This is a genomic window from Microbacterium sp. 4-7 (genome assembly GCF_014332665.1).
GTDB lineage: Bacteria > Actinomycetota > Actinomycetes > Actinomycetales > Microbacteriaceae > Microbacterium.
This window is the reverse complement of the sequence record NZ_MCRH01000003.1, coordinates 282687-305814: the sequence shown is the minus strand read 5'-3', so window position 1 is coordinate 305814 and position 23128 is coordinate 282687. Positions and strand designations below refer to the sequence as shown.

At 68.9% G+C, this 23128-nt stretch carries 21 protein-coding genes; 9 read left to right on the top strand and 12 right to left on the bottom strand.

What is annotated here, in order from left to right; translation table 11 throughout:
- Window positions 1-47: 47 nt before the first annotated feature.
- The 3 genes from BEP68_RS05505 (at window position 48) to BEP68_RS05495 (ending at window position 3717) form a co-directional block, all read left to right on the top strand.
- On the top strand, window positions 48-1370 hold the full coding sequence (locus BEP68_RS05505) for a bifunctional o-acetylhomoserine/o-acetylserine sulfhydrylase (RefSeq protein ID WP_056278296.1): 1323 nt from the start codon (window positions 48-50) through the stop codon (window positions 1368-1370).
- Between the two features lie 209 nt (window positions 1371-1579).
- A complete protein-coding gene (locus BEP68_RS05500; protein ID WP_261987758.1) occupies window positions 1580-2425 on the top strand; it encodes an endonuclease/exonuclease/phosphatase family protein in 846 nt (281 codons plus the stop codon).
- Between the two features lie 83 nt (window positions 2426-2508).
- Window positions 2509-3717 carry a homoserine O-acetyltransferase gene (locus BEP68_RS05495; RefSeq protein WP_053095688.1) on the top strand — a complete coding sequence of 403 codons (1209 nt, stop codon included), beginning with the start codon at window positions 2509-2511 and terminating at the stop codon, window positions 3715-3717.
- On the opposite strand, the gene BEP68_RS05490 is transcribed toward BEP68_RS05495, so the two are convergent.
- The 5 genes from BEP68_RS05490 to BEP68_RS05470 are packed head-to-tail and all read right to left on the bottom strand — an operon-like array spanning window position 3714 to window position 7989.
- Complete coding sequence (locus BEP68_RS05490; protein WP_187249452.1) at window positions 3714-4322, bottom strand: NUDIX hydrolase; 609 nt, start codon at window positions 4320-4322, stop codon at window positions 3714-3716. The two genes, BEP68_RS05495 and BEP68_RS05490, sit on opposite strands and share 4 nt — an antisense overlap.
- A 28-nt stretch (window positions 4323-4350) precedes the next feature.
- The gene (locus BEP68_RS05485; RefSeq protein ID WP_187249451.1) at window positions 4351-5571 is read right to left on the bottom strand and encodes an MFS transporter; all 1221 of its coding nucleotides are present in this window, start codon (window positions 5569-5571) and stop codon (window positions 4351-4353) included.
- Window positions 5572-5580: 9 nt separating this feature from the next.
- Entirely contained in the window at window positions 5581-5913 is a 333-nt protein-coding gene (locus BEP68_RS05480; protein WP_056278282.1) for an MTH1187 family thiamine-binding protein, read from the bottom strand.
- Window positions 5914-5917: 4 nt separating this feature from the next.
- The gene (locus tag BEP68_RS05475) at window positions 5918-7156 is read right to left on the bottom strand and encodes a hypothetical protein (RefSeq protein WP_315985273.1); all 1239 of its coding nucleotides are present in this window, start codon (window positions 7154-7156) and stop codon (window positions 5918-5920) included.
- Window positions 7153-7989, bottom strand: coding sequence for an NAD(P)H-hydrate dehydratase (locus BEP68_RS05470; RefSeq protein ID WP_187249450.1), 837 nt, complete (start codon window positions 7987-7989; stop codon window positions 7153-7155). The genes BEP68_RS05475 and BEP68_RS05470 overlap by 4 nt, the downstream gene beginning before the upstream one ends.
- A 57-nt stretch (window positions 7990-8046) precedes the next feature.
- On the opposite strand from BEP68_RS05470, the gene BEP68_RS05465 reads away from it, so the two are divergent.
- Entirely contained in the window at window positions 8047-9114 is a 1068-nt protein-coding gene (locus BEP68_RS05465; RefSeq protein WP_187249449.1) for an NADH:flavin oxidoreductase/NADH oxidase, read from the top strand.
- Window positions 9115-9174: 60 nt separating this feature from the next.
- Here BEP68_RS05465 and BEP68_RS05460 read toward each other — a convergent pair whose 3' ends face one another.
- The 3 genes from BEP68_RS05460 to BEP68_RS05450 all read right to left on the bottom strand — a co-directional run bounded on the left by BEP68_RS05460 (window position 9175) and on the right by BEP68_RS05450 (window position 13118).
- Window positions 9175-10236, bottom strand: a complete 1062-nt coding sequence (locus BEP68_RS05460; RefSeq protein ID WP_056278271.1) for a hemolysin family protein — start codon at window positions 10234-10236, stop codon at window positions 9175-9177.
- Window positions 10233-11549: a hemolysin family protein gene (locus tag BEP68_RS05455; RefSeq protein ID WP_053095681.1), complete on the bottom strand. Its 1317-nt coding sequence runs from the start codon at window positions 11547-11549 to the stop codon at window positions 10233-10235. Before BEP68_RS05455 ends, BEP68_RS05460 begins: the two co-directional genes overlap by 4 nt.
- Before the next feature lie 114 nt (window positions 11550-11663).
- Window positions 11664-13118, bottom strand: coding sequence for a GuaB1 family IMP dehydrogenase-related protein (locus BEP68_RS05450; RefSeq protein WP_187249448.1), 1455 nt, complete (start codon window positions 13116-13118; stop codon window positions 11664-11666).
- Between the two features lie 159 nt (window positions 13119-13277).
- Between BEP68_RS05450 and BEP68_RS05445 the strand changes: the two genes are divergently transcribed.
- Window positions 13278-16961 carry a multifunctional oxoglutarate decarboxylase/oxoglutarate dehydrogenase thiamine pyrophosphate-binding subunit/dihydrolipoyllysine-residue succinyltransferase subunit gene (locus BEP68_RS05445; RefSeq protein ID WP_187249447.1) on the top strand — a complete coding sequence of 1228 codons (3684 nt, stop codon included), beginning with the start codon at window positions 13278-13280 and terminating at the stop codon, window positions 16959-16961.
- A 62-nt stretch (window positions 16962-17023) separates the two neighbouring features.
- On the opposite strand, the gene BEP68_RS05440 is transcribed toward BEP68_RS05445, so the two are convergent.
- From BEP68_RS05440 to BEP68_RS05430, 3 genes are all read right to left on the bottom strand, one after another.
- On the bottom strand, window positions 17024-18328 hold the full coding sequence (locus BEP68_RS05440) for a GNAT family N-acetyltransferase (protein ID WP_187249446.1): 1305 nt from the start codon (window positions 18326-18328) through the stop codon (window positions 17024-17026).
- A gap of 64 nt (window positions 18329-18392) precedes the next feature.
- On the bottom strand, window positions 18393-18638 hold the full coding sequence (locus BEP68_RS05435; protein ID WP_053095677.1) for a zf-HC2 domain-containing protein: 246 nt from the start codon (window positions 18636-18638) through the stop codon (window positions 18393-18395).
- Entirely contained in the window at window positions 18635-19303 is a 669-nt protein-coding gene (locus BEP68_RS05430; RefSeq protein ID WP_053095676.1) for a sigma-70 family RNA polymerase sigma factor, read from the bottom strand. Before BEP68_RS05430 ends, BEP68_RS05435 begins: the two co-directional genes overlap by 4 nt.
- A 69-nt stretch (window positions 19304-19372) precedes the next feature.
- Between BEP68_RS05430 and aroA the strand changes: the two genes are divergently transcribed.
- The 3 genes from aroA to bcp are packed head-to-tail and all read left to right on the top strand — an operon-like array spanning window position 19373 to window position 22248.
- Complete coding sequence (gene aroA, locus BEP68_RS05425) at window positions 19373-20698, top strand: 3-phosphoshikimate 1-carboxyvinyltransferase (RefSeq protein WP_056278260.1); 1326 nt, start codon at window positions 19373-19375, stop codon at window positions 20696-20698.
- Window positions 20695-21765 carry a ribosome small subunit-dependent GTPase A gene (gene rsgA / locus BEP68_RS05420; RefSeq protein ID WP_187249445.1) on the top strand — a complete coding sequence of 357 codons (1071 nt, stop codon included), beginning with the start codon at window positions 20695-20697 and terminating at the stop codon, window positions 21763-21765. The genes aroA and rsgA overlap by 4 nt, the downstream gene beginning before the upstream one ends.
- A gap of 9 nt (window positions 21766-21774) precedes the next feature.
- Window positions 21775-22248, top strand: a complete 474-nt coding sequence (gene bcp, locus BEP68_RS05415; RefSeq protein WP_187249444.1) for a thioredoxin-dependent thiol peroxidase — start codon at window positions 21775-21777, stop codon at window positions 22246-22248.
- 3 nt (window positions 22249-22251) lie between these two features.
- Here bcp and BEP68_RS05410 read toward each other — a convergent pair whose 3' ends face one another.
- Window positions 22252-22635 (bottom strand): hypothetical protein, encoded by a 384-nt coding sequence (locus BEP68_RS05410; protein ID WP_053095673.1) that lies wholly within the window; start codon window positions 22633-22635, stop codon window positions 22252-22254.
- Between the two features lie 235 nt (window positions 22636-22870).
- On the opposite strand from BEP68_RS05410, the gene BEP68_RS05405 reads away from it, so the two are divergent.
- Window positions 22871-23119, top strand: a complete 249-nt coding sequence (locus tag BEP68_RS05405; RefSeq protein ID WP_028503730.1) for a WhiB family transcriptional regulator — start codon at window positions 22871-22873, stop codon at window positions 23117-23119.
- Window positions 23120-23128: the final 9 nt, after the last annotated feature.

Below are 23128 nucleotides of genomic sequence, written 5' to 3'. Positions count from 1 at the left end.
CAACGACATCAGTCGAATCGACCTTCCAACAGTTCCAGGGGGAACACATGTCCGCACCCGAGACCTGGCGTTTCGAGACCAAGCAGATCCACTCCGGCGCTGCTCCCGACCCCGTGACCAAGGCCCGCGCCACTCCGATCTACCAGACCACGTCCTACGTGTTCGACAGCGCGGATCACGCCGCGAACCTGTTCGCCCTGGCGGAGTTCGGCAACATCTACACCCGCATCCAGAACCCGACGCAGGACGTCCTGGAGCAGCGCCTCGCGGCGCTCGAGGGGGGCACCGGAGCCCTCGTCCTCGCCAGCGGTCAGGCGGCGTCGACGTTCGCTGTGCTGAACATCGCGCAGGCCGGTGACCACATCGTCTCGTCCAGCTCGATCTACGGCGGCACGTACAACCTGTTCAAGTACACGCTCGCCAAGCTCGGCATCGAGGTCACGTTCGTCGAGAACCAGGACGACCCCGAGGAGTGGCGCCGCGCGCTGCGACCGAACACCAAGCTCTTCTTCGCGGAGACCATCGGCAATCCGCAGATCAACATCCTCGACATCCGCACCGTCGCCGACGTGGCGCACGAGGGCGGCGTCCCGCTGATCGTCGACAACACGATCGCGACTCCGTACCTGATCCGCCCGTTCGAGCACGGGGCCGACATCGTCGTGCACTCGGTCACCAAGTTCCTCGGCGGCCACGGCACCACCATCGGCGGCGCGATCATCGACGGCGGCACCTTCGAGTGGTCGAAGAACGTCGAGCGCTTCCCCGGCCTCACCGAGCCCGACCCGTCGTACCACGGCGCGAGCTACACCGCCGCGGTCGGTGACCCGCTCGCCTACATCATCAAGGCCCGGGTGCAGCTGCTCCGCGACCTCGGCTCGGCCATCGCGCCGCAGAGCGCCTGGAACCTCATCCAGGGCATCGAGACGCTGTCGCTGCGCATCGAGCGTCACGTGCAGAACGCCCAGGAGATCGCCGAGTGGCTCGACAGCCGGGACGACGTGGCATCCGTCAACTACTCTGGCCTGCCCTCGTCGCCCTGGTACGCCAAGGCGAACCAGTACGCACCCAAGGGCGTCGGTGCGGTGCTGTCGTTCGAGCTCAAGGGCGGCGTCGAAGCCGGTCGCGAGTTCGTCAACAGCCTGTCGCTGTTCAGCCACCTCGCGAACATCGGCGACGTGCGCTCTCTCGTCATCCACCCGGCGTCGACCACCCACGCGCAGCTCACGCCCGAGCAGCAGCTCACGGCCGGCGTCACCCCCGGCCTCGTGCGACTGTCGGTGGGCATCGAGAACATCGACGACCTCAAGGCAGACCTCGACGAGGCACTCGCCGCGGCTCGCCGCGTGTCGGAGGCCGCTCGCGCCTGACCGCCGTCACGCAGAGCAAGTGCCCCGGGCTTCGGCTCGGGGCACTTCTCGTCCCCGGCTCGTTCGGCCCGTGCACAGGCGGCGCGGACGACAATGAGAACCCACCCGAGGAGCTCACGATCGCCGCCACGACGCATCCGCCGACCCGCCGACGCACGCACGTACCCGCGGGGCGAGCCATCGCCGTCGTCGCACTGGTCGTGCTGGTCATGATCGTGTGCGTCTGGGTCCCGGGCGTGGTGGGAACCGCGGCCGCTGCGCTTCTCCCCTGGTGCGGTCTCGCGCTCGGAGTGCTGGCGGTGGTCGCCCTCCTCCTCGCCCGCCGTGTCCTCCTGGTGCTGCTCGTGCCTATCGTCGCGTGGATGATGGCGATCGCTCCGTCTGCTCCGGGCTTCGCATCGGGCAGCGCCGACGAATCGCCCGGCGTGCGGATAGTCAGCCAGAACGTGCGCGCCCACTCCGGTGGCGCGGCGGAATCCGCGACAGACCTCGCTGGCTCCGGCGCCGAGGTCATCGCCCTCACCGAGCTCGACGCCGACAGCCTCGCGGCGGCACGCGACGCGCTCGCCGCCGACTACCCGCACTCGTATGCCGTCGGCACGGTCGCCGTGTGGAGCCGCCTGCCGATCGCGGATGCGCAGGCGCTGTCGCTCGGACTCGACTGGAAGCGCGCACTGCGTGTGGTCGTGAATGCGCCGGATGGCGACGTGGCCGTCTACGTCATGCACGCGGCGTCCGTCCGCCCAGGCGTGCAGAGCGAGCGGGACGCGATGCTGTCCGGCATCGCCGATGCCGTCGCCGCCGATTCATCGGGGTCGGTCGTCGTCGTCGGCGACTTCAACGCCGCCTCTGCAGATCCTGCCCTGGGCGCCATCCGATCTCAGCTCGACTGGGTCAGGCCGACCGACGGCGCCCTCGGGTTCACGTGGCCCGCCGCACTCCCGCTCGCCAGGATCGATCATGTCTTCACGCGCGGCCTGACCGTGCTCGGTTCGACGACCATGCGGGCAGGCAGCAGCGACCACCTGGCGACGGTCACCACCCTCGCGTTCTGAGCGATCCGACGACGCATCCGTCCGCGGCGCACCGGGCGCGTAACCTGCGGCCGGCGCGTCGCGCGTCAGGCGAGAATGGAAGCATGGACTGGCAGACGACCTCTGAGGACACGGTGCCGTCGGCGCCCGTGACGGAGGCCGACGTGCGCCTGCTTCGCGCACGACCTCCCGCCACCGGCGCCTGGCGCGACGGGGACCCGGCCGGCGGACGGCGTTTCACCTCGTTCGGCGCTTTCCCGACCGAGAGCGGCGCCGAGCTCCCGGGCTTCCGCCTCGCGTTCGAGACCTGGGGCGAGCTGAACGACGACCGGGACAACGCGATCCTCGTCCTGCATGCGCTCACCGGCGACAGTCACGTGCGCGGCGCCGCCGGGGCGGGACACCCGACCGCCGGCTGGTGGGAGGACATCACCGGCCCCGGAGCACCGCTCGACACCGACCGCTGGTTCGTCATCGCACCCAACATGCTCGGCGGCTGCCAGGGCTCCACCGGCCCGGCCAGCATCGCCCCCTCCGGATACGAGTGGGCCTCGCGCTTCCCCTACCTGACGATCCGCGACCAGGTCGCCGCGCAGGTACGCCTCGCCGACTCGCTGGGCATCGACACCTGGGCCGCGGTGATCGGCGGCTCCATGGGCGGGATGCACGCGCTCGAATGGGCGGTCTCGCACCCCGAGCGCGTCGCTCGCCTCGCCGTGCTGTCATCGCCTCCGGTCACGACAGCCGATCAGATCGCCCTCAACACGGTGCAGCTCGAGACCATCCGGATGGATCCCCGGTTCCTGGGCGGCGAGTACTACGATCTGGCCGACGGCGACGGCCCGCACCGCGGCCTGGCGCTCGCCCGTCGCATGGCACTGCTCAACTACCGCAGTCCGATCGAGCTCAACCAGCGGTTCCAGCGCTCGTGGCAGTCAGGGGTGTCGCCTCTCGGCCATGGCGGACGTTTCGCGGTCGAGTCGTACCTGGACTTCCACGGCAACAAGTTCACCCGCCGTTTCGACGCGAACAGCTACATCACCCTCGTCGAGGCGATGAACTCGCACGACGTCGGCCGCGATCGCGGCGGGGTCGAAGAGGCGCTGCGCGCCGTGACGGCGACGACGCTCGTCCTCGGCATCGACAGCGACCGCCTCTTCCCCGTCGACGGCCAGCACCGCATCTCCCGCAGCATCCCGAACACCCTCGACGGCACCGAGGCCGTGGTGCTGAACAGCGATTTCGGGCATGACGGCTTCCTCATCGAGACCGAGGCGGTCGGCAGCAACCTGCGGCGGCTGCTCGCGAGCTAGATCGGATCGATCGTCCACGGCAGGGATCCGGTGCGCAGCCGTAGGCCCTCCCACTCGAAGTCGGTGCCCTGTGGCGACTGGACCACTCGGGTCGCGAAGTGCTGCGCATCGCCAGCCGACGCGAGAGCGTCCTCGGCCGTGTCGAACCGGCTGAGCTGATGCAGGGTGACCCAGGTCGGCGGGAAGAGCGTCCACTCCCCCGTGGCATGCTTCGACAGAGCTTCGACCGGGCTCAGCCAGACCGCGTCGACGACCTCGCCGGGCGAGAACCGCAGGTCCCCTTCCGGCGCTCCGGCGAGGAAGAACCATGTCCGGATGCGGATCGGCGCCTCAGCCGGCGGCTGCCAGCGGGACAGCAGCACCGGATCGGCGATCGTCAGGCCGACCTCCTCGCGCGTCTCACGGATCGCCGCTCGACGCGCGTCGTCGCTCTCCTCCGCCCCCGCGTGGCGGTCGGACGGCTCCACCTTGCCGCCCGGGAACACCCACGCACCGGCGAACGAACCGCGATCCGGCCGGCGCATCAGCAGCACAGCGAAGCCGTCGGGTGTCGAGCGCAGCAGCACGGCCGTCCCGGCGACGGGCAGATGGTCGAGATCGGTCACAGCCTCACTTTATGAGGCGCAATGCCGCTCAGGCCGGAACGAGGACGGGCTTGCGCGCCTCTGTGCGATACGACAGCAACGCGATCACGAGGCCCGCGACGGCGAGGGCCGCCCCCGTCCACGACGGCGCGACGAAGCCCCATCCGGCCGCGATCACCATGCCGCCGAGGAACGCGCCGAGGCTGTTGCCGATGTTGAGCGCAGAGTGGTTCATCGCCGCGGCGATCGACTGATTGTCTCCGGCGACATCCATCAACCGCGTCTGGATCGTCGGGCTGAGCACCGAGGACACGAAGCCCACGACGAATACGAGGAGGGCGAGGCTGACGATCCAGAATGCGAGCACGGCGAGGAGTGCGAACACGAGCGCCATCGCTGCGAGTCCGAAGAGCAGCGTGCGTCGCAGGTCGATGTCGGCGAGATGCCCGCCGACGAGGTTGCCGGCGGTCATGCCCAATCCCATCAGCACCAGCACGATCGGCACCGCCCACTCGGGAGAGCCCGCCACCTCGGTCACCAGGGGCGCGATGTAGCTGTAGACCGCGAAGAAGCCGCCGAACCCGATCGCACCGACGCCGAGCGTGAACCAGACCTGCGGGATGCGGAACACGCCGAGCTCCTCGCGCATGGTCCGGCCGGGAGAGCCGGGATGCTCGGGCACGAAGAAGATGATGCAGACGGTCGCGAGGGCGAAGACGAGGGTCACGACCGCGAAGGCTGCCCGCCACCCCCAGAGCTGACCGAGGAAGGTCCCGAACGGCACCCCGACCACGTTCGCCACCGTCAATCCGGTGAGGATGAAGGCGACGCCCTTGGCTCGGTTGCCCGGCCCCATCACGTCAGCCGCGACCAGCGCGCCGATGCCGAAGTAGGCGCCGTGAGGCAGCCCCGCGAGGAATCGCGAGGCACCGACGAGTTCGAAGGTCGGGAGGAAGACCGTGAGCGCGTTGAACAGGGTCAGCGCCAGAGCCAGCCCGATCATGACGCGATGCCGCGGGTAGCGCGCGACGAAGCCGGCGATCGTGGGAGCTCCAACGACGACGCCGAGAGCGTAGAGCGAGATCAGCCAGCCGGCCTGGCTCAGCGCGTCTTCGGGGCTGCTGGCCCACAGCGTGGGCAGCAGCTCGTCAGCGATGTTGGGCAGCAGGCCCATGACGACGAACTCGGTCATGCCGATGCCGAAGCTGCCGATGGCGAGGGAGAGGAGCGCCCACTTCGCCGCACCCCTCGATTCAGTCGAGGGATTCACCCGTCGAGTCTACGGGGTGTCCGAGTCGTCGATCGCCGCTTCGAGCCGCTCGATCTTCGCATCGAGCTCCCCCGCGTACCCGGGTCGGATGTCAGCCTTGAGCACCAGCGAGACCCGCGACCCGAACGGCATCACGGCCTCGGTCGCGCGCTTGACGACGTCCATCACCGAATCCCAGTCCGGTCCCTCGATCTCGGTGAACATGCTGGTCGTGCGGTGCGGCAGTCCCGACTCGCGCACGACCCGCACGGCGGCGGCGACCGCGTCGTGGACCGACGCGTCTGAGCGCTCCGATCCGTCGGAGGGTGTGCCGCTCGGCGCGACGGAGAAGGCGATCAACATGGGTTCACTCCCGGGTGGTGGACGGATTGCGGGCGGGCACACGGACGACGGCGCGGATGCCGACGGCGAGGAGCACGATGAGGAGGACGTTCCGCGCGGTCAGGATGACGATGGGCAGCAGCTCCGCGCGCAGCAGCGCGTCGTAGCTGAGCGGGTAGACCAGGCACGTGAGGGCACAGAGCGCGAGCACGAGCACGGCGGGCCAGACGGCTCGTGCGCGGTCGAAGACGAACCACAGGATGACCGGAGCGATCAGCCACGTCTGGAACTGCGGTGAGCCCACCTTGTTCATCACGATCAGGGTCGTGACGAGACTCAGCGCGAGAGGAGGCAACAGCCGCGCCGACGCCGCGCCCCGCGCAGCCTTGAGTCCCCCGACGACCATCACGACGACCACGAGGACCGCCATCAGCGGTGTGAGCACCGCACTGACCGCGTCCGCACCCTGAGCACTGATCTGGAAGGTCAGGATGTCGAAGCTGTACTCGATGCGAGCGGCACCCGAGATCGCGAGCCAGAGGAACGGGGTCGCCGCGACGGCTTCGATCTGGAGGCCCCGCCCGGTCTGCTCCGTCAGGAATCCGAAGATCTCGGTGTCGGCTCCGAGCAGGAACAGCAGCGAGATGACGACGGCGGACACGGCTGCAGCCGTGAGCAGGACGCGCATCCTGCTCACGAGCGCGACCACGGCGGCGAGCACGAGGGCGGCCGGCCAGATCTTGATCCAGGCGCCGATCGTCAGCAGCGCGGCTGCCGCAGCGGGGCGACGGACCAGCCAGAGCCCGCCGATCACCGTCAGAGGCACGGTGATCGCGTCGATGCGGTACATCGCGATCGGGCCGAGCAGAAGCAGGGCGGCGACCCAGAACCACGCCGCCGCACGCCGCGGCCGAGATGATGCGCGGCCGAGAAGCACCGCGAAGGCGATCGCATCGAGCACCGTCACAAGCGCAGCCCACGCGATCAGATAGGCCTCCGAGGCGCCCACGACGGCGATGAGCGGGGCCGACAGGACCTTGGCGAGCAGCATGGGAACGAGCGCGAGCTGGGGATAGACCCACGACTCGGTGATCCCGACGATCGCTCCTCCCGAGAGCGCGGCGGTCGACCAGGGTTCGTAGACCAGCACCACGTCGCCCATCGGCTGGCTCGGGTACAGCCACCCCATGACCGCGATCGCGATATGCACGGTCGCGAACGCGCTCCACAGCGCGACGAGACGAACCGTCGTGGTGCGACTCACGCGATGACGTCCGCGATCGCGCGAGGAAGAGCCTCCGCGACATCCAGGGCGACGATCGGATGCCCCTGCGCGCCGCCGATTGCGCCGATGCCCGCAGCGATGCGCCCGGCGTGACCGTGCAGCCAGGCGGCGGCGGCCGCGATCTCCGCAGTCGATGCGTCGACGTCGCCCGCGAGCAGCGCTCCGAGAACACCCCCGAGGACATCACCGGTGCCGGCCGTCGCCAGCCAGCCGGTGCCTGCCTCCACTCGGATGACGCCGCCGTCGGGGTCTGCGATCAGCGTCTGCGCGCCCTTCAGCAGCACGGTCGCGTCGATCTCGCTCGCCACGCGGGCGACCGCGGTCGCCCGATCATCGTCACCGCCGAAGCCGAGCTGAGTCTGCAGCCGCTCGAACTCGCGTCGATGCGGCGTCAGCACGAGCGGCGCGCGGCTCCCGGGCGCGAGATCCAGTGCCCCCGCGTCGACGACCACCGGAACGGAGCCGTCGAGCAGGTCGCGGAGCTCGCGTTCCTCGTCGGAGGTCCTGCTCGCGGCATTCGTCCCCGATCCGATGACCCAGGCGCCGACGCGTGCGCCGGCGGCCCGCGGGCTGACCACCGTCTCGGGGCGGCGAGCGATCACGGCATCCGCCGCTCGTCCCTCACCGATATACCGGACGAATCCTGCTCCGGCACGCCACGCCGCTTCCACGCCGAGCACGGCTGCGCCGGGGTAGTCCGAAGACCCGGTGCGCAGGCCCACGACCCCGCGGGAGTACTTGTCGTCATCCGCGCCCGGCACGCGCAGGAGGCGGGCGGTGTCGTCGCGGGACCAATCGCGTGCGTCGGGCATGACTCCACGTTAGTGCGACGGCCCTCCTCGCCCCAGCCGCACAGTAGCGTCGAGGGGGTGAGCATTCTCTTCTCTCCCCTGAGCATCCGTTCCTCCGCTTTCCGCAACCGGCTCTGGGTGTCCCCCATGTGCATGTACAGCGCGGTGGACGGCGTCGTGCAGGAGTGGCACCACACTCACCTCGCGCAGTTCGCCTCCGGCGGCGCGGGCCTGATCGTCGCCGAGGCGACCGCTGTCGTGCCGGAAGGTCGCATCTCACCGCGAGACGCCGGGCTCTGGAACGACGAGCAGCGCGACGCCTGGGCGCCGATCGTCGAGGCGATCCACGCGCGCGGTGCCGCTGCGGGCATCCAGTTGGCGCACGCCGGCCGCAAGGCGTCGACCTGGTGGCCCTGGGCCGACGAGCGCGGATCCGTGCCCGAGACCGACGGCGGATGGACGACCACGGCCCCGTCCGCGATCGCCTTCGAGGGCTTCGCCGCACCGGTCGCACTCGATGCGGCCGGCATCGACGCCGTCGTGGCGGGATTCGCCGCCGCCACTCGACGGGCGCTCGACGCCGGCTTCGACGTGCTCGAGGTCCACGGCGCACACGGATACCTGCTGCACCAGTTCCTCTCTCCTCTGTCGAACCTGCGGGACGACGAGTACGGCGGATCGCTCGAGAACCGGGCTCGGCTGCTCCTCCGGGTGGTCGACGCGATCCGCGAGGTCGCCGGTGACGATGTGCCGGTGTTCGTCCGCATCTCGGCGACCGATCACGCCGAGGGCGGGTTCACGCCCGAGGAGGCGGCGACGGTGAGCACCTGGGCCACCGAGCACGGGGCCGATCTCATCGACGTCTCCAGCGGCGGGCTCGTCGCGCATCAGCAGATCAGCGTGTTCCCCGGATACCAGGTGCCGCTGGCCGAGTCGGTACGCCAGGGCGGACGCATCCCGGTGTCCGCCGTGGGCCTGATCACCGCTGCCGAACAGGCCGAGCAGGTGCTCGCCGACGGGGCCGCCGACGCGATCTTCGCCGGCCGGGAGTGGCTGCGCGACCCGCACTTCGCGCTCCGCGCCGCGCACGAACTCGGCGCGGACATCACCTGGCCGCCGCAGTACGAGCGCGCGCACTGGCGCTGACCACCACCCACGGCGAAGGCCCCGGTCCGCTCGGACCGAGGCCTTCGTCATGTGTGCGGCTCAGTGGCCGCGGATGCGACGGGTCGCGTCCTGCACCTCGCCCACGAGCTCCTCGAGGATGTCCTCCAGGAAGAGCACGGCGGTCGTGCGCCCCTGGGAGTCGCGCACCTTCGCCAGGTGTCGACCCGCTCGGCGCATCACCGCGAGTGCGTCTTCCAGATCCGTGTCCTCCTGGATCGGCACCATGTGGTTGATGCGCTTCGAGGGCAGCGGCTCGACCAGCTTCGCGGCAGAGCCCGGCCCGTCCGACGCCCGCAGGATGTCCTTCAGGTGGACGTACCCGACCGGCGCACCCTCGTCGTCGACGATCACGTAGCGCGAGAATCCGTACCGGGCGACGGCCTTCTCGATGTCGTCGGGCGTCGTGGACTGCGGAAGGGTCACGAGATCGCTGAGCGGAACAGCCACGTCGCGAGCCTTCTTGTCGGTGAACTCCACGGCGGCCGCGACCGTGCCCGCCGTGTCGGTGAGCACGCCCTCGCGCCGTGACTGGTCGACGATCGTCGCGACCTCGTCGAGTGTGAACGTCGACGCCGCCTCGTTCTTGGGCTCGACCCGGAACAGCCGCAGCACGCCGTTGGCGGCCGCGTTCAGCAGCCAGATCACCGGCATGAAGATCTTCGACACCAGCACGAGCGGCGGCGCGAGTATGAGCACCGCACGATCCGGCACCGAGAACGCGAGGTTCTTCGGCACCATCTCACCGAACACGACGTGAAGGAACGACACGATGAGCAGGGCGATCGTGAACGACACCGCGTCGACGACGCCGTCCGACCAGCCGATCGCGTGCAGCGGCACAGCGAGCAGATGGTGGATGGCGGGTTCTGAGACGTTCAGGATCAGCAGCGAGCAGATGGTGATGCCCAGCTGCGAGGTCGCGAGCATCAGCGTCGCGTGCTCCATCGCGTAGAGCGCGGTCTTGGCGGCGCGCGACCCGCGGTCGGCCTTCGGCTCGATCTGCGATCGACGCGCGGAGATCACCGCGAACTCCGCGCCCACGAAGAACGCGTTCGCCACCAGCAGCACGACCAGCCAGGCCAGTCCTCCCCAGTCGTTCATCGTCCGACCACCTCTCCCGGCAGATCCGGACTCGGAACGTAGCGGATCCGATCGACGCGGCGACCGTCCATCCGGACGACCTGGAGCGTGCCCGTGTCGAGGGCGACCTCGTCGCCCACCGACGGCACGCGCTCGAGGACGCTCATGACATACCCGCCCACGGTGTCGTACACATCTCCCTCGGGAACCTCCACGCCCGCTCTGCGGCGCAGCTCGTCGGGCCGCAGCTCCCCGGGGAACGTGATGCCGTCCCGATTGCGGACGACACCGGCGCGCGTGCGGTCGTGCTCGTCGGAGACCTCGCCCACGAGTTCCTCCACGAGGTCCTCCAGCGTGACGAGACCGGCAGTTCCGCCGTACTCGTCGACGACCACCGCCAGCTGATATCCGCGGGCTCTGAGCTCAGAGATGAGCGCATCGACGTGCACGGTCTCCGGCACGCGCAGCGGATCGGTCGAGAGCGCTCCGACAGGGACCTCGCCGCGTCGCTCGCGCGGCACGGAGATCGCGGCCTTGAGGTGCACGACACCCGTGATGTCGTCGAGATCGTCGTCGTACACCGGGAAGCGACTGTGCCCCGTCCGGCGAGCGAGCTGGATGACGTCGTCCGCTGAGTCTCCGACGGCGAGCGCATGCATGCTCGGCCGAGCCGTCATCACATCGGCGGCCGTCAATCGCGAGAACGTCAGGGTGCGGTCGAGCAGGCTGGCGGTGTCGGCTTCGAGCAGCCCGGCGCTCGCCGAACGACGCACGAGAGAGGAGAGCTCTTCTGCGCTGCGGGCGCCCGAGAGCTCCTCCTTCGGCTCGATGCCGATGCTCCGCAGGACCCCGTTCGCGCTGCCGTTGAGCACGACGACGGCGGGCTTGAAGACGGTGGTGAAGGCGACCTGGAACGGGATGACGAGCTTCGCAGTCGCGAGCGGCAGAGCGAGAGCGAAGTTCTTCGGAACGAGCTCGCCGAGGATCATCGACAGCACCGTGGCGACCAGCATGGCGACGATGGTGGCGATCGGGCCGACGGCCGCGTCGGGGATGCTCCACGCGACGAGCGTCGGACCGAGGAGGTTCGAGAGCGCCGGCTCCATCGTGTACCCGGTCAGCAGTGTCGTCAGGGTGATGCCGAGCTGGGCGGACGACAGGTGGGTCGAGGTGTGCTTGAGTGCGCTGATCGTCAGCGACAGGCGGGACTCGCCCCGGGCCTGGCGGGCTTCGAGGTCGGCACGGTCGAGATTGACCAGCGCGAACTCGCTCGCGACGAACAGCCCCGTGCCCACAGTGAGCAGAAGCCCCACGCCCAAGAGGATGTAGTCCATCAGTCGTTCCTCCCGATGTGGAGAGGCAGGCAGTGGGGCGATGTACTACAACTAGGAGGGTCGTCCATGGTGTCCACGATTCTACGGGATGCCGGTGCGACGGAGGACGGGCCGCTACCAGCTGACCGGCAGCGCCTTGCCCTCTTCGTATCCGGCCGCGGACTGCAGCCCGACGAGCGCCCTGTCGTGGAACTCGGGCACCGAAGACGCACCGGCATAGGTGAACGACGACCGCACGCCCGAGGTGATCATGTCGAGCAGGTCCTCGAGTCCCGGGCGCAGCGGATCGAGGTAGATCTTCGACGAGGAGATCCCCTCCGCGAACAGCTCCTTCCGTGCGCGCTCATAGGCATCGAGGCGTCCGAATCGGGCCTGCACCGCCTTCGTCGAGGCCATGCCCCAGGATTCCTTGTAGAGACGGCCCTCCGCGTCGCTCTGCAGCTCTCCGGGCGCTTCGATCGTCCCGGCGAACCAGGAGCCGACCATGACGGATGCTGCGCCGGCGGCGAGCGCGAGCGCCACATCGCGCGGATATCGCACACCCCCGTCCGCCCAGACGTGCGCGCCCTGCTCGCGTGCCGCTTCTGCGGCCTCGAGCACGGCGGAGAACTGCGGGCGGCCGACCGCGGTCATCATCCGCGTCGTGCACATGGCGCCGGGCCCCACGCCGACCTTGAGGATCGAGGCGCCCGCCTCGACGAGGTCCTTGACGCCGTCGGCGGTGACGATGTTCCCCGCCACGATCGGGATGCCGAGGTCCAGAGCGGCCACGGCGCTCAGCGCACGCAGCATCCCCTCCTGGTGCCCGTGCGCCGTGTCGACCACGAGCACGTCGACGCCTGCGGCCGCCAGTGCCTTCGCCTTGGCGGCGACGTCTCCGTTGATGCCGAGCGCCGCCGCGACGGCGAGACGGCCACCGCGGTCCAGGGCCGGCCGATACAGCGTCGAGCGCAGAGCACTGCGCGCGCTGAGGGTGCCCACGAGATGTCCGTGGTGCGTGATCGTGACCATGTCGACGCCCGCGTCGGTGATCACGTCGAACGCATGACGCTCGGATCCGATGTCGTCGGCGTCGAGCGACGGTGTACCGACGTGCACGAGATCGCCCAGCTGCGCATCGGGCAGCGCGGTCGCCAGCCGTGTCGCGGGCAGGACGCCGAGGATCCTCTCCGCATCGTGCGGTGCCTCTCCCGTGGCGACCACGATGCCGTGCCCGGCGGTGGCCGGCATCAGACGAAGGGCATCCGCCACCGACGCCTCGGGCGGCAGCACGATCGGCGTGTCCCACAGCACCGGCTGCGCCTTGACATCGCGGATCGCGGCGTCCAGCCCCTGCAGGGGCATGTCCTGCGGAAGCACTCCGAGCCCGCCCCGCCGTGCGAGCACCGCGGCGAGCCGAGGACCGGTGACGGAATTCATGTTCGAGGCCACGATCGGGAGCGTCGCGGGAGTCCCGTCCTGCGGCGCCAGATCGACCTGCAGACGACTCGTGACAGCCGATCGTCGCGGCACGAGGAACACGTCGGAATAGGTCAGATCGACTGCGGGTGACTCACCGGAGAACTCCATACCCCCACGGTACTCAGATAGCGCCGCCGAGGGCGCATGCCTTCGACGAATGCCCGAGGAAACACGTTAGGCTTGGAAGTCGAGAGTGTGCGGGCCCGGACGCATCACGCGTCCTGGTGTGCATATATGGACTTCAGCGATGAAAGAGGGCGATCGAGCGTGTCGAACCAGGTGACCGGCGTCGGGGGCGACGGGGGGTTCGGAGCCAATTCCTGGCTCGTGGAAGAGCTCTACGAGCAGTACAAGGTGAATCGCGACTCCGTCGACAAGGAGTGGTGGCCGATCCTCGAGAAGTACCAGTCGGATGCCGCGACCGGCAGCGCGGTCCCCGCAGCCGCCACGGAGCAGCCGGCTCACCCCGTGACCGCGCCCATCCCGGTCATCGGCGCACAGCCCGTCGCACGGACCACGACCAAGCCCGCCGCTGCAGCCCCGATCCCCGCGCAGGCTCCGAAGCCCGCAGCCAAGGCCGAGGCGCCCGAGTCAGCCGAGCCCGTCGAAGAGGACAAGGTCACGCCCCTCCGCGGTCTGCCCAAGACCCTCGCCGCGAACATGGACGAGTCGCTGACGGTTCCGACCGCGACGAGCGTGCGCACGGTGCCCGCGAAGCTGATGATCGACAACCGGATCGTCATCAACAACCACATGGCGCGCACGCGCGGCGGCAAGATCAGCTTCACCCACCTCATCGGCTGGGCGCTGATCCGCACGCTCGACGAGTTCCGCAGCCAGAACGTCTTCTACGCCGAGATCGAAGGCAAGCCCTCGGTCGTGGCTCCGGCTCACGTGAACCTCGGCATCGCGATCGATCTGCCCAAGCCCGACGGCACGCGCGCTCTGATGGTCCCCAGCATCAAGCGCGCCGACACGCTGACCTTCAGCGAGTATCTCGTCGCCTACGAAGACCTCGTGACGCGCGCCCGCAACAACAAGCTGACGGCGGCCGACTTCCAGGGCACCACGGTCTCACTCACCAACCCCGGCGGCATCGGCACCGTCCACTCCGTGCCTCGTCTGATGAAGGGGCAGGGCTGCATCATCGGCGCCGGTGCCCTCGAGTACCCGGCCGAGTTCCAGGGAGCGAGCGAGAAGACGCTCAACGAGCTGGCGATCGGCAAGACGATCACGTTGACCAGCACCTATGACCACCGCGTCATCCAGGGCGCCGGCTCCGGCGAGTTCCTGAAGAAGGTCCACGAGCTCCTGATCGGACAGCGCGGCTTCTACGACGACATCTTCGCCGCTCTGCGCATCCCGTACTCCCCCATCCGCTGGAACCCCGACATCGCGGTGGATCTCGCCGAGCGCGTCGACAAGCAGTCCCGCGTGCAGGAGCTCATCAACTCGTTCCGCGTGCGCGGTCACCTGATGGCCGACATCGATCCGCTCGAGTACGTCCAGCGCTCGCACCCCGACCTCGAGATCGAGAGCCACGGGCTCACCTTCTGGGATCTCGACCGCGAGTTCGTGACCGGCGGGTTCGGTGGCCGTCGGGTCGCCAAGCTGCGCGACATCCTCGGCGTCCTTCGCGACTCGTACTGCCGCACGCTCGGCATCGAGTACATGCACATCCAGGACCCGGAGCAGCGCCGCTGGTTCCAGGAGAAGGTCGAGGTCAAGTACCAGAAGCCCGGCCACGACGAGCAGCTGAGGGTTCTCCGCAAGCTCAACGAGGCCGAGGCTTTCGAGACCTTCCTGCAGACCAAGTTCGTCGGTCAGAAGCGGTTCTCGCTCGAGGGCGGCGAGTCTCTCGTCCCGCTGCTCGACGAGATCCTCCAGGGTGCGGCCACATCCGGACTCGAGGGCGCCGCGATCGGCATGGCGCACCGCGGCCGTCTGAACGTGCTGACGAACATCGCGGGCAAGACCTACGGCCACGTGTTCCAGGAGTTCGAGGGCACGCAGACCCCCGGCAACCAGCGCGGCTCGGGCGATGTGAAGTACCACCTGGGCACCGAGGGAACGTTCGTCGCCGATGACGGCTCCGAGCTCCCGGTGTATCTGGCCGCGAACCCGTCTCACCTCGAGACGGTCGACGGAGTCCTCGAGGGCATCGTGCGCGCCAAGCAGGACCGCAAGCCGATCGGCACGTTCGCCTGGCTGCCGATCCTCGTGCACGGCGACGCCGCGTTCGCCGGTCAGGGCGTGGTGGTCGAGACGCTGCAGATGTCTCAGCTGCGCGGGTATCGCACCGGCGGCACGATCCACGTGGTGGTCAACAACCAGGTCGGCTTCACGACCCTCCCGAACGACTCGCGTTCCTCGGTGTACTCGACCGATGTCGCGAAGACCATCCAGGCACCCGTGTTCCACGTGAACGGCGACGACCCCGAGGCTGTGATCCACGTCGCGCAGCTCGCGTTCGAATACCGCGAGCGGTTCCACCGCGACGTCGTCATCGACCTCGTCTGCTACCGCCGCCGTGGTCACAACGAGGGAGACGACCCCTCGATGACGCAGCCGCTGATGACCGACCTGATCCAGGCGAAGCGATCGGTGCGCAAGCTGTATACGGAGTCGCTCGTCGGTCGTGGCGACATCACCGAAGAGGAGTACGACGAGGCCAAGGCCGACTTCCAGAACCGTCTGGAGATCGCGTTCGCCGAGACGCACGCCGCCGAGACCGGCGCCAACCCGGTCGCGCAGGATCTGCCGCCGGTCGACGAGCAGGTCGGCGCTCCGGAGATCACCGGAGTCTCGAACGAGGTCATCCAGCTCATCGGCGACGCGTTCGTGAACAAGCCCGAGGGCTTTACCGTGCACCCCAAGCTGCAGCAGCAGCTCGAGAAGCGTCTCGACATGAGCCGCAACGGCAACATCGACTGGGGCTTCGGCGAGCTTCTCGCCTTCGGTTCGCTCCTCGTCGAGGGAACGCCCGTGCGGCTCGCCGGGCAGGACTCGCGCCGCGGCACGTTCGTGCAGCGTCACGCGACTCTGCACGACCGCGCGAACGGCCAGGAGTGGCTGCCGCTGTCGAACCTCTCCGAGTCCCAGGGCCGCTTCTTCGTCTACGACTCGCTCCTCAGCGAGTATGCGGCGCTCGGCTTCGAGTACGGCTACTCCGTCGAGGCTCCCGAGGCCCTCGTGCTGTGGGAGGCCCAGTTCGGCGACTTCGTCAACGGCGCTCAGTCGGTCATCGACGAGTACATCTCGGCTGCGGAGCAGAAGTGGGGACAGCAGTCCAGCGTCACGCTGCTCCTCCCCCACGGCTACGAGGGTCAGGGGCCGGACCACTCATCCTCGCGCATCGAGCGGTTCCTGCAGATGTGCGCGCAGGACAACATGATCGTCGCGCGCCCCTCGACGCCCGCGTCGTACTTCCACCTGCTGCGCCGCCAGGCCTACGCGCGTCCGCGCAAGCCGCTCATCGTCTTCACCCCGAAGGCCATGCTGCGTCTGCGTGGGGCGACGAGCCCGGTCGAGGCCTTCACGCAGGGCCGTTTCGAGCCGGTTCTCGACGACAACCGGGGCCTCGATCGCAATGCCGTGAAGCGCGTCCTCGTGCACTCCGGCAAGGTGCACTGGGATCTCAAGGCCGAACTCGAGAAGAACCCGAACCCCGAGATCGCGCTGGTCAGGCTCGAGCAGCTCTACCCGACCCCGATCGACGGACTGAAGGCCATCACCGATTCGTACCCGAACGCCGAGCTGGTGTGGGTGCAGGAGGAGCCGGAGAACCAGGGAGCCTGGCCGTTCCTGGCACTCGCCTTCGCCGATGTCCCGGGTGACCGCAGCTTCCGTCCGGTGTCGCGTCCGGCTTCGGCATCGCCCGCGACGGGCTCGTCGAAGGTGCACGCGGCCGAGCAGGCGAAGCTGCTGCGGGATGCCCTCACGCTCGGCTGATACCCGGCAGACATGAAAGGGGCGCCTCGACTTCGGTCGAGGCGCCCCTTTCGTCTGAGAGTTCAGTACCAGATGTCGAGTGCCGGCGCGGGGAATGCCACGAACGCGCGGTCCAGCTCTTCGACGACGGCGGCGTCGGCATCGATCCGTCCGGCGACGTGCAGAGACGAGGCCCGCACACCCCCGGCATAGAGGATGGAGAGCGCGGACACATCGAGCTCCGCATCTACGGCCGCGGCATCGTCCACGGCCTCGACGGATGCCTCCCCCGTCTCGTCGACGCGCAGACGCCAGTCACCCGACGCGAAGCCGAGCGGATCGCGAACGCGCAGAATCACATCGATGGGCGCCGAGTACCGTCGCGCAGGGAGAGCCGCGGGGACGTCGAGCAGGCGCAGCCAGCCATGGTCGTGCACCGTCTGGGTGACACCACGCGGGTCGCGAACCAGCCACGGAAGCGCGTCGTCGAGCGGACGCAGATCGGCGGTGACCTCGTCGACGAGATCGTGCTGCAGCGCGAACCCCCACAGGGCGGCAGTCGCTTCGGGAGTCTCCGCGACCAGCAGCCGCACGGCGAGGGCGAATCGGAAGGATCCGGTGCGCTCGCTGAGGGTGAAGGCCATCGCCCCGCGCACCTCGCCGTCCGCATCGACGAAGCGGATGCCGCGCACCTGATCGCGGTCGGTGTCACTCGGTGACAGGCCGGCGATGCCGGTCCAGCGGGAGTGCCACCCGGGGATCTGGCCGCCACGATGACCGCGGACCCGATCATGCACCGCTCCGAGTTCCGCGGCGAGCGACTCGCGGTCGAGGTATTCGACGCGGCCGTCCGAAGACGGACCTGCCCAGCCGGCGCGACGGGTATCGACCGTGACGCGCGACATATGCACAGCCGACCCGAAGCCGTACCTGCCGTAGATGGTCGCCTCCGAGACCGTCAGCCCCGCGATCGGCACTCCTGCCGTCGCCGCTGCCCTGAGCTCGCCCTCGAGGAGCGCTCGCGCGATGCCGCGACGTCGGTGCGTGGCCGACACCGTGACTCCGCTGATCGCCCACATCGGGATCTCGCCCCCACCGGGCAGCGTCAGCGGCGTGACCCAGGAGTCGATCGTGGCGACCGGAGGTGCGTCCGTCGCCGCTGCGTCGTAGACGCCGATGTTGCGTCGCGACTCGAAGGCCGCTCGGCCGAAGGCGAGCGCCTCCGGTGTGGGCTCCGCGCCGAGGAAACCTCGGGTCATCGCCCTCTGGAAGCTCTCGGACTGTGCGTCGTCAGCGGTGTCGACGAACCGGTAGACCAGCGATTCCGCCGCCAGTCGCTCGGTGGAGGTCGGATCGGCCGGGATGTCGCGTGAATCGATGAGCGTCATGCTTCCAGCCTATGGGCGGATGCCGACATCACGATCTCAGGGGTCGACGGCTGCTCGCCCGCGGTCAGTGCTGAGCGGACTGCACCTCGCGCAGTCGCGCGAACACCTGGTCGCGCAGCTCCTCCGGAGCCGTCTCCTTGCAGGCGCGCGCCACGACCTCGGTGAGGGTCGTCGCCACGAGTGCCTCGTCCCGACAGGACGGGCAGTTCTCGAGATGCTCGCGGATCTCCGTGTGCTCGGTGTTGCAGACCTCGTTGCGGAGGTACTCCTCGAGATCCTTGCGGGCCTTGTCGCAGCCGCAGTCGGTCATTTCTTGCTCCTCGGGTCGGCCGCGGAGATTCCCCGCTCCACGGCGTAGTCAGCCAGCAGCTCCCGCAGCATCCGCCTGCCTCTATGCAGGCGACTCATCACGGTGCCGATGGGCGTCTTCATGATGTCCGCGATCTCCTGGTAGGCGAAGCCCTCGACGTCCGCGAGGTACACCGCCAGCCGGAAGTCCTCGGGTACGGCCTGCAACGCGTCCTTGACGACCGATGCGGGCATGTGGTCGATGGCTTCCGCCTCCGCCGAACGGCTGTGCGACGCGGTGGTCGTGGTCGACTCCGCACCGCCCATCTGCCAGTCCTCGAGCTCGTCGATCGTGCCCTGGAACGGCTCCCGCTGCTTCTTGCGGTAGATGTTGATGTACGTGTTCGTGAGGATCCGATAGAGCCACGCCTTGAGGTTCGTGCCCTGCGAGAACGTCGCCCAGGATCCGTACGCCTTGACGAAGGTCTCCTGCACGAGGTCAGCAGCATCAGCCGGGTTGCGCGTCATGCGCATCGCCGCGGCGTAGAGCTGATCCATGAACGGGATCGCCTGTTCCTCGAATTCGCGCCGAGGGTCGCTGACCGTCTCTGCGGTTGCCGTGTCATCCATCACCGGCCAGTCTAGGCGGGCGAGGTCCACCGACTCGCGTTCCAGCGTTGCGAGCATGCTCTCTCCTTGTCGTCGAGCGCCCGGATTCCGTCATGCGAGCACTCGCGTTTACTAAGGTGGGAACCGATGAGCGCCAACAGGTATTCCCCCTCCCCTGTCCAGGGCGTCTATGTCGCGCCGACCAGCGCGAACGCCGTCCACGCGACCGTGACGATCCCGGGTTCGAAATCGCTCACGAATCGCGAGCTCATCATCGCCGCGATCGCTGACGGACCGGGCCGGCTCATCGCTCCGCTGCACTCCGACGACTCCCGCCGGATGATCGACGCGCTGCGTGCGTTGGGTGTGGGCATCGAGGAGGTCGACGGCAACGGAGACTTCGGCCCCGATCTGGCGATCACTCCCGCCAAACTCGTCGGCGGCACCACGATCGACTGCGGACAGGCCGGCACGGTCATGCGCTTCATCGCGCCGCTCGCGGGTCTCGCGCAGCACGACGTGCACCTCACCGCTCACGAGACCGCCCTGCACAGGCCGATGGGCGGCCTCATCAGCGCACTGCGCGACCTGGGAGTCGACATCGACGACGAGGGAACGTGGGCGCTGCCGTTCACGGTCCGCGGGCACGGCCGCATCCGCGGTGGACGGGTCGAGATCGATGCCTCGGCATCCAGCCAGTTCGTCTCGGGACTGCTGCTCGCGGCGCCGCGGTTCGACGTGGGTCTGCACCTGGTGCACACCGGCGAGCATCTGCCGAGCCTGCCCCACATCGACATGACGATCGAGGCGCTGAGTCGTCGTGGCATTCGCATCGAGCGGCCCGCCACCGGAGAGTGGCTCGTCGAAGCCGGGGTGCCCCGCGCCAAGGAGATCGCCATCGAGCCCGATCTCTCGAACGCCGCGCCGTTCCTCGCCGCGGCCCTGGTCACGGGCGGGGCGGTGTCGGTTCCCGGCTGGCCGGTGCACTCCACCCAGCCCGGCGCACTGCTTCCCGAGATCCTGCAGGCGATGGGCGCGCACGTCGGCCGGCACAGCGGGACGCTGACGGTCAGGGCCGGCTCCGAGATCCGCGGACTCGACATGGACCTGTCCGCAGCGAGCGAGCTGACTCCCACCCTCGTCGGGCTCGCGGCGTTCGCGTCCGGCCCGACGACGATCCGCGGAATCGGTCACATCCGACTCCACGAGACCGATCGCATCGCGGCCCTCGTGGGCAACATCCGCGCGCTGGGAGGCGAGGCGGAGGAGCTCTCCGACGGTCTGCGCATCATCCCGCGGGATCTGCACGGCGGCGGCTGGGCGGCGCACCACGACCACCGCATGGCGACGACGGGCGCCCTCATCGGCCTGCGCGTTCCGGGAGTCGAGATCGACGACATCGGAACGACATCGAAGACCCTCCCTGAATTCACCCTCCTGTGGGAGCGCATGCTGCGGGGCGCGTCCGCGTGAGCTGGCTCGACGACTCCGACGACCTCGAGGACGACTTCGAGGACTTCGATGAGAGCAGCATCCGCGCGCGTCCGAACCCGAAGGCGAATCGCCCCCGCACGAAGCGGCGGCCCGCCCATGACGATGCGCAGATCGGACGCGTCCTCGGTGTCGACCGCGGCCGCTACTCCGTGCTGCTCGATGAGGACACGCCCGACGAGCGGATGATCACCGCGGCACGGGCACGAGAACTCCGCAGGAACCCGATCGTGACGGGCGACCAGGCGAAGGTCGTCGGTGACATCTCCGGCGAGGACGGCACGCTGGGGCGCATCATCGGCATCGCCGATCGCACCTCTCTGCTCAGGCGCAGCGCCGACGACACCGACCAGGTCGAGCGCGTCATCGTCGCGAACGCCGATCAGATGCTGGTCGTCGTCGCCGCGGCCGACCCCGAGCCGCGAGCCCGACTGGTCGACCGCTATCTCGTCGCCGCTCTGGACGCCGGCATCCGCCCGCTCCTCGTCGTGACCAAGACCGACCTGGCCGATCCCAGCGCCTTCCTGTCGCACTTCGAAGGCCTCGACCTGCGCGTCTTCACGAGTGCGCAGGACGAGATGCCCGTCGATGAGATCGGCGCGGCACTGGTCGGTCACTCGACGGTCTTCGTCGGCCACTCCGGCGTGGGCAAGTCGACGCTCGTGAACGCCCTGGTGCCCAGCGCGCTCCGCGCTACAGGGCACGTCAACCAGGTCACCGGCCGTGGCAGGCACACCTCCTCGTCCACCGTCTCTCTGCGGTACGTCGGCCCCGAAGGTCGCGGCTGGGTGATCGACACCCCGGGGGTCCGGTCCTTCGGACTCGGGCACGTCAACCCCGCGAACATCCTCGCCGCATTCACCGAACTCGCCGAGATCGCCGAGAACTGTCCGCGCGGATGCACGCACCTCGCCGATGCCCCGGATTGCGCTCTCATCGAAGCCGCGGAGAGCGGCGAGCTCAGCGAGACGGGACGAGCGCGTCTGGACTCCCTCCAGCGGCTCCTGCAGACCTTCGCCGACAAGGCGGAGCAGACGCCCGGCCGCTAGGCTGGAGGGGTGACTGTGCGCCTGGAACCCGGAACCGCTGCCCCCGACTTCGCTCTCCTCGACCAAGACGGACAGACCGTCACCCTCGACGATCTGCGCGGCCGCAAGACGGTGCTGTACTTCTATCCCGCGGCCATGACCCCGGGCTGCACGACGCAGGCCTGCGACTTCCGCGACAGCATCTCGTCGCTCGAGGGCGCCGGATACCGGGTGATCGGGGTCTCGCGCGACGAGCCCGCAAAGCTCGCCGAGTTCCGCGAGCGCGACGGCCTCACCTTCACCCTTCTCAGCGACCCCGACCACGCGGTGCACTCCGCGTACGGCGTATGGGGTGAGAAGATGAACTACGGCAAGGTCGTGGAGGGCGTCATCCGATCGACCTTCGTGCTCGATGAGCAGGGCACGATCGCACTCGCCCAGTACAACGTCAAGGCCACCGGACACGTCGCGCGCCTGCGCAAGCTCCTCGGCGTCGACGCCTGACGGTCACTCCGCCGGGCGCTCGTTCTCGGCTCGCGTGCTGGCGATCAGCAGCGCGAAGCACAGCAGTGCTGGCAGACCCACTCCGACGGTGAACGCCCACGCGACCGGCTGCAGCGTCAGCGAGGCGAGCGCGAGCGCGATGGCGAGCACCTGGAAGACGACGCCACCCGATCGCGCCCATGACCGCCCCGTCCTCGTCCCGATCGCGAACGCGATGAGCGCGGCGGCGCCGAGGAGAGTGAGCACGATGAGAGCGAGCGCTGTCGGCAGTGAGGCCGCGTCCCCTGCACCGAGGCCCACGAGCTCGATGAGAGCGAAGACGATCAAGGCGGCGCCCTCCGCCGCGAGGACCGCGGATGCCGCCAGAGCGAGGCCGGGTGAGCGCACAGTTGTCTCCTGAGAATCGGATGAGAACGGCGGAAACCCTTGATTTCGCCGGTTTCATGTAACAGAATAGACAGCGTCATGTGCTCCCACAGCGGCGTGGGGCGGGCTTCGAGCTCGCATCACAGAAAGCGGGCATCCGTCCGTATCTCATACAGGGTAGCTGAACCCGATCTGCACCCGAAATCCGAGTCGTCGCAGTGCGTCGATTTCTGAAAAACCACACCGAGGAGCCCCCATGGACTGGCGCGATAAGGCCGCCTGCTTGACTGTCGACCCCGAACTGTTCTTCCCTGTCGGGAACACGGGTCCGGCCGTCGACCAGATCGAGAAGGCGAAGACCGTCTGCGCCACCTGCACGGTGACCGAGATCTGCCTGCAGTACGCCCTCGAGTCCAGCCAGGACTCGGGCGTGTGGGGCGGCCTCTCCGAGGACGAGCGCCGCGCACTCAAGCGCCGCGCCGCCCGCGCCCGCCGCGCCTCCTGAACATCGAGA

Coding starts and splice junctions, on each gene's coding strand:
- BEP68_RS05505 (WP_056278296.1), top strand. CDS start 48: ATGTCCGCACCCGAGACCTGGCGTTTCGAGACCAAGCAGATCCACTCC.
- BEP68_RS05500 (WP_261987758.1), top strand. CDS start 1,580: ATGATCGTGTGCGTCTGGGTCCCGGGCGTGGTGGGAACCGCGGCCGCT.
- BEP68_RS05495 (WP_053095688.1), top strand. CDS start 2,509: ATGGACTGGCAGACGACCTCTGAGGACACGGTGCCGTCGGCGCCCGTG.
- BEP68_RS05480 (WP_056278282.1), bottom strand. CDS start 5,913: ATGTTGATCGCCTTCTCCGTCGCGCCGAGCGGCACACCCTCCGACGGA.
- BEP68_RS05470 (WP_187249450.1), bottom strand. CDS start 7,989: ATGCCCGACGCACGCGATTGGTCCCGCGACGACACCGCCCGCCTCCTG.
- BEP68_RS05460 (WP_056278271.1), bottom strand. CDS start 10,236: ATGAACGACTGGGGAGGACTGGCCTGGCTGGTCGTGCTGCTGGTGGCG.
- BEP68_RS05455 (WP_053095681.1), bottom strand. CDS start 11,549: ATGGACTACATCCTCTTGGGCGTGGGGCTTCTGCTCACTGTGGGCACG.
- BEP68_RS05450 (WP_187249448.1), bottom strand. CDS start 13,118: ATGGAGTTCTCCGGTGAGTCACCCGCAGTCGATCTGACCTATTCCGAC.
- BEP68_RS05440 (WP_187249446.1), bottom strand. CDS start 18,328: ATGACGCTCATCGATTCACGCGACATCCCGGCCGATCCGACCTCCACC.
- BEP68_RS05435 (WP_053095677.1), bottom strand. CDS start 18,638: ATGACCGACTGCGGCTGCGACAAGGCCCGCAAGGATCTCGAGGAGTAC.
- BEP68_RS05430 (WP_053095676.1), bottom strand. CDS start 19,303: ATGCTCGCAACGCTGGAACGCGAGTCGGTGGACCTCGCCCGCCTAGAC.
- aroA (WP_056278260.1), top strand. CDS start 19,373: ATGAGCGCCAACAGGTATTCCCCCTCCCCTGTCCAGGGCGTCTATGTC.
- BEP68_RS05405 (WP_028503730.1), top strand. CDS start 22,871: ATGGACTGGCGCGATAAGGCCGCCTGCTTGACTGTCGACCCCGAACTG.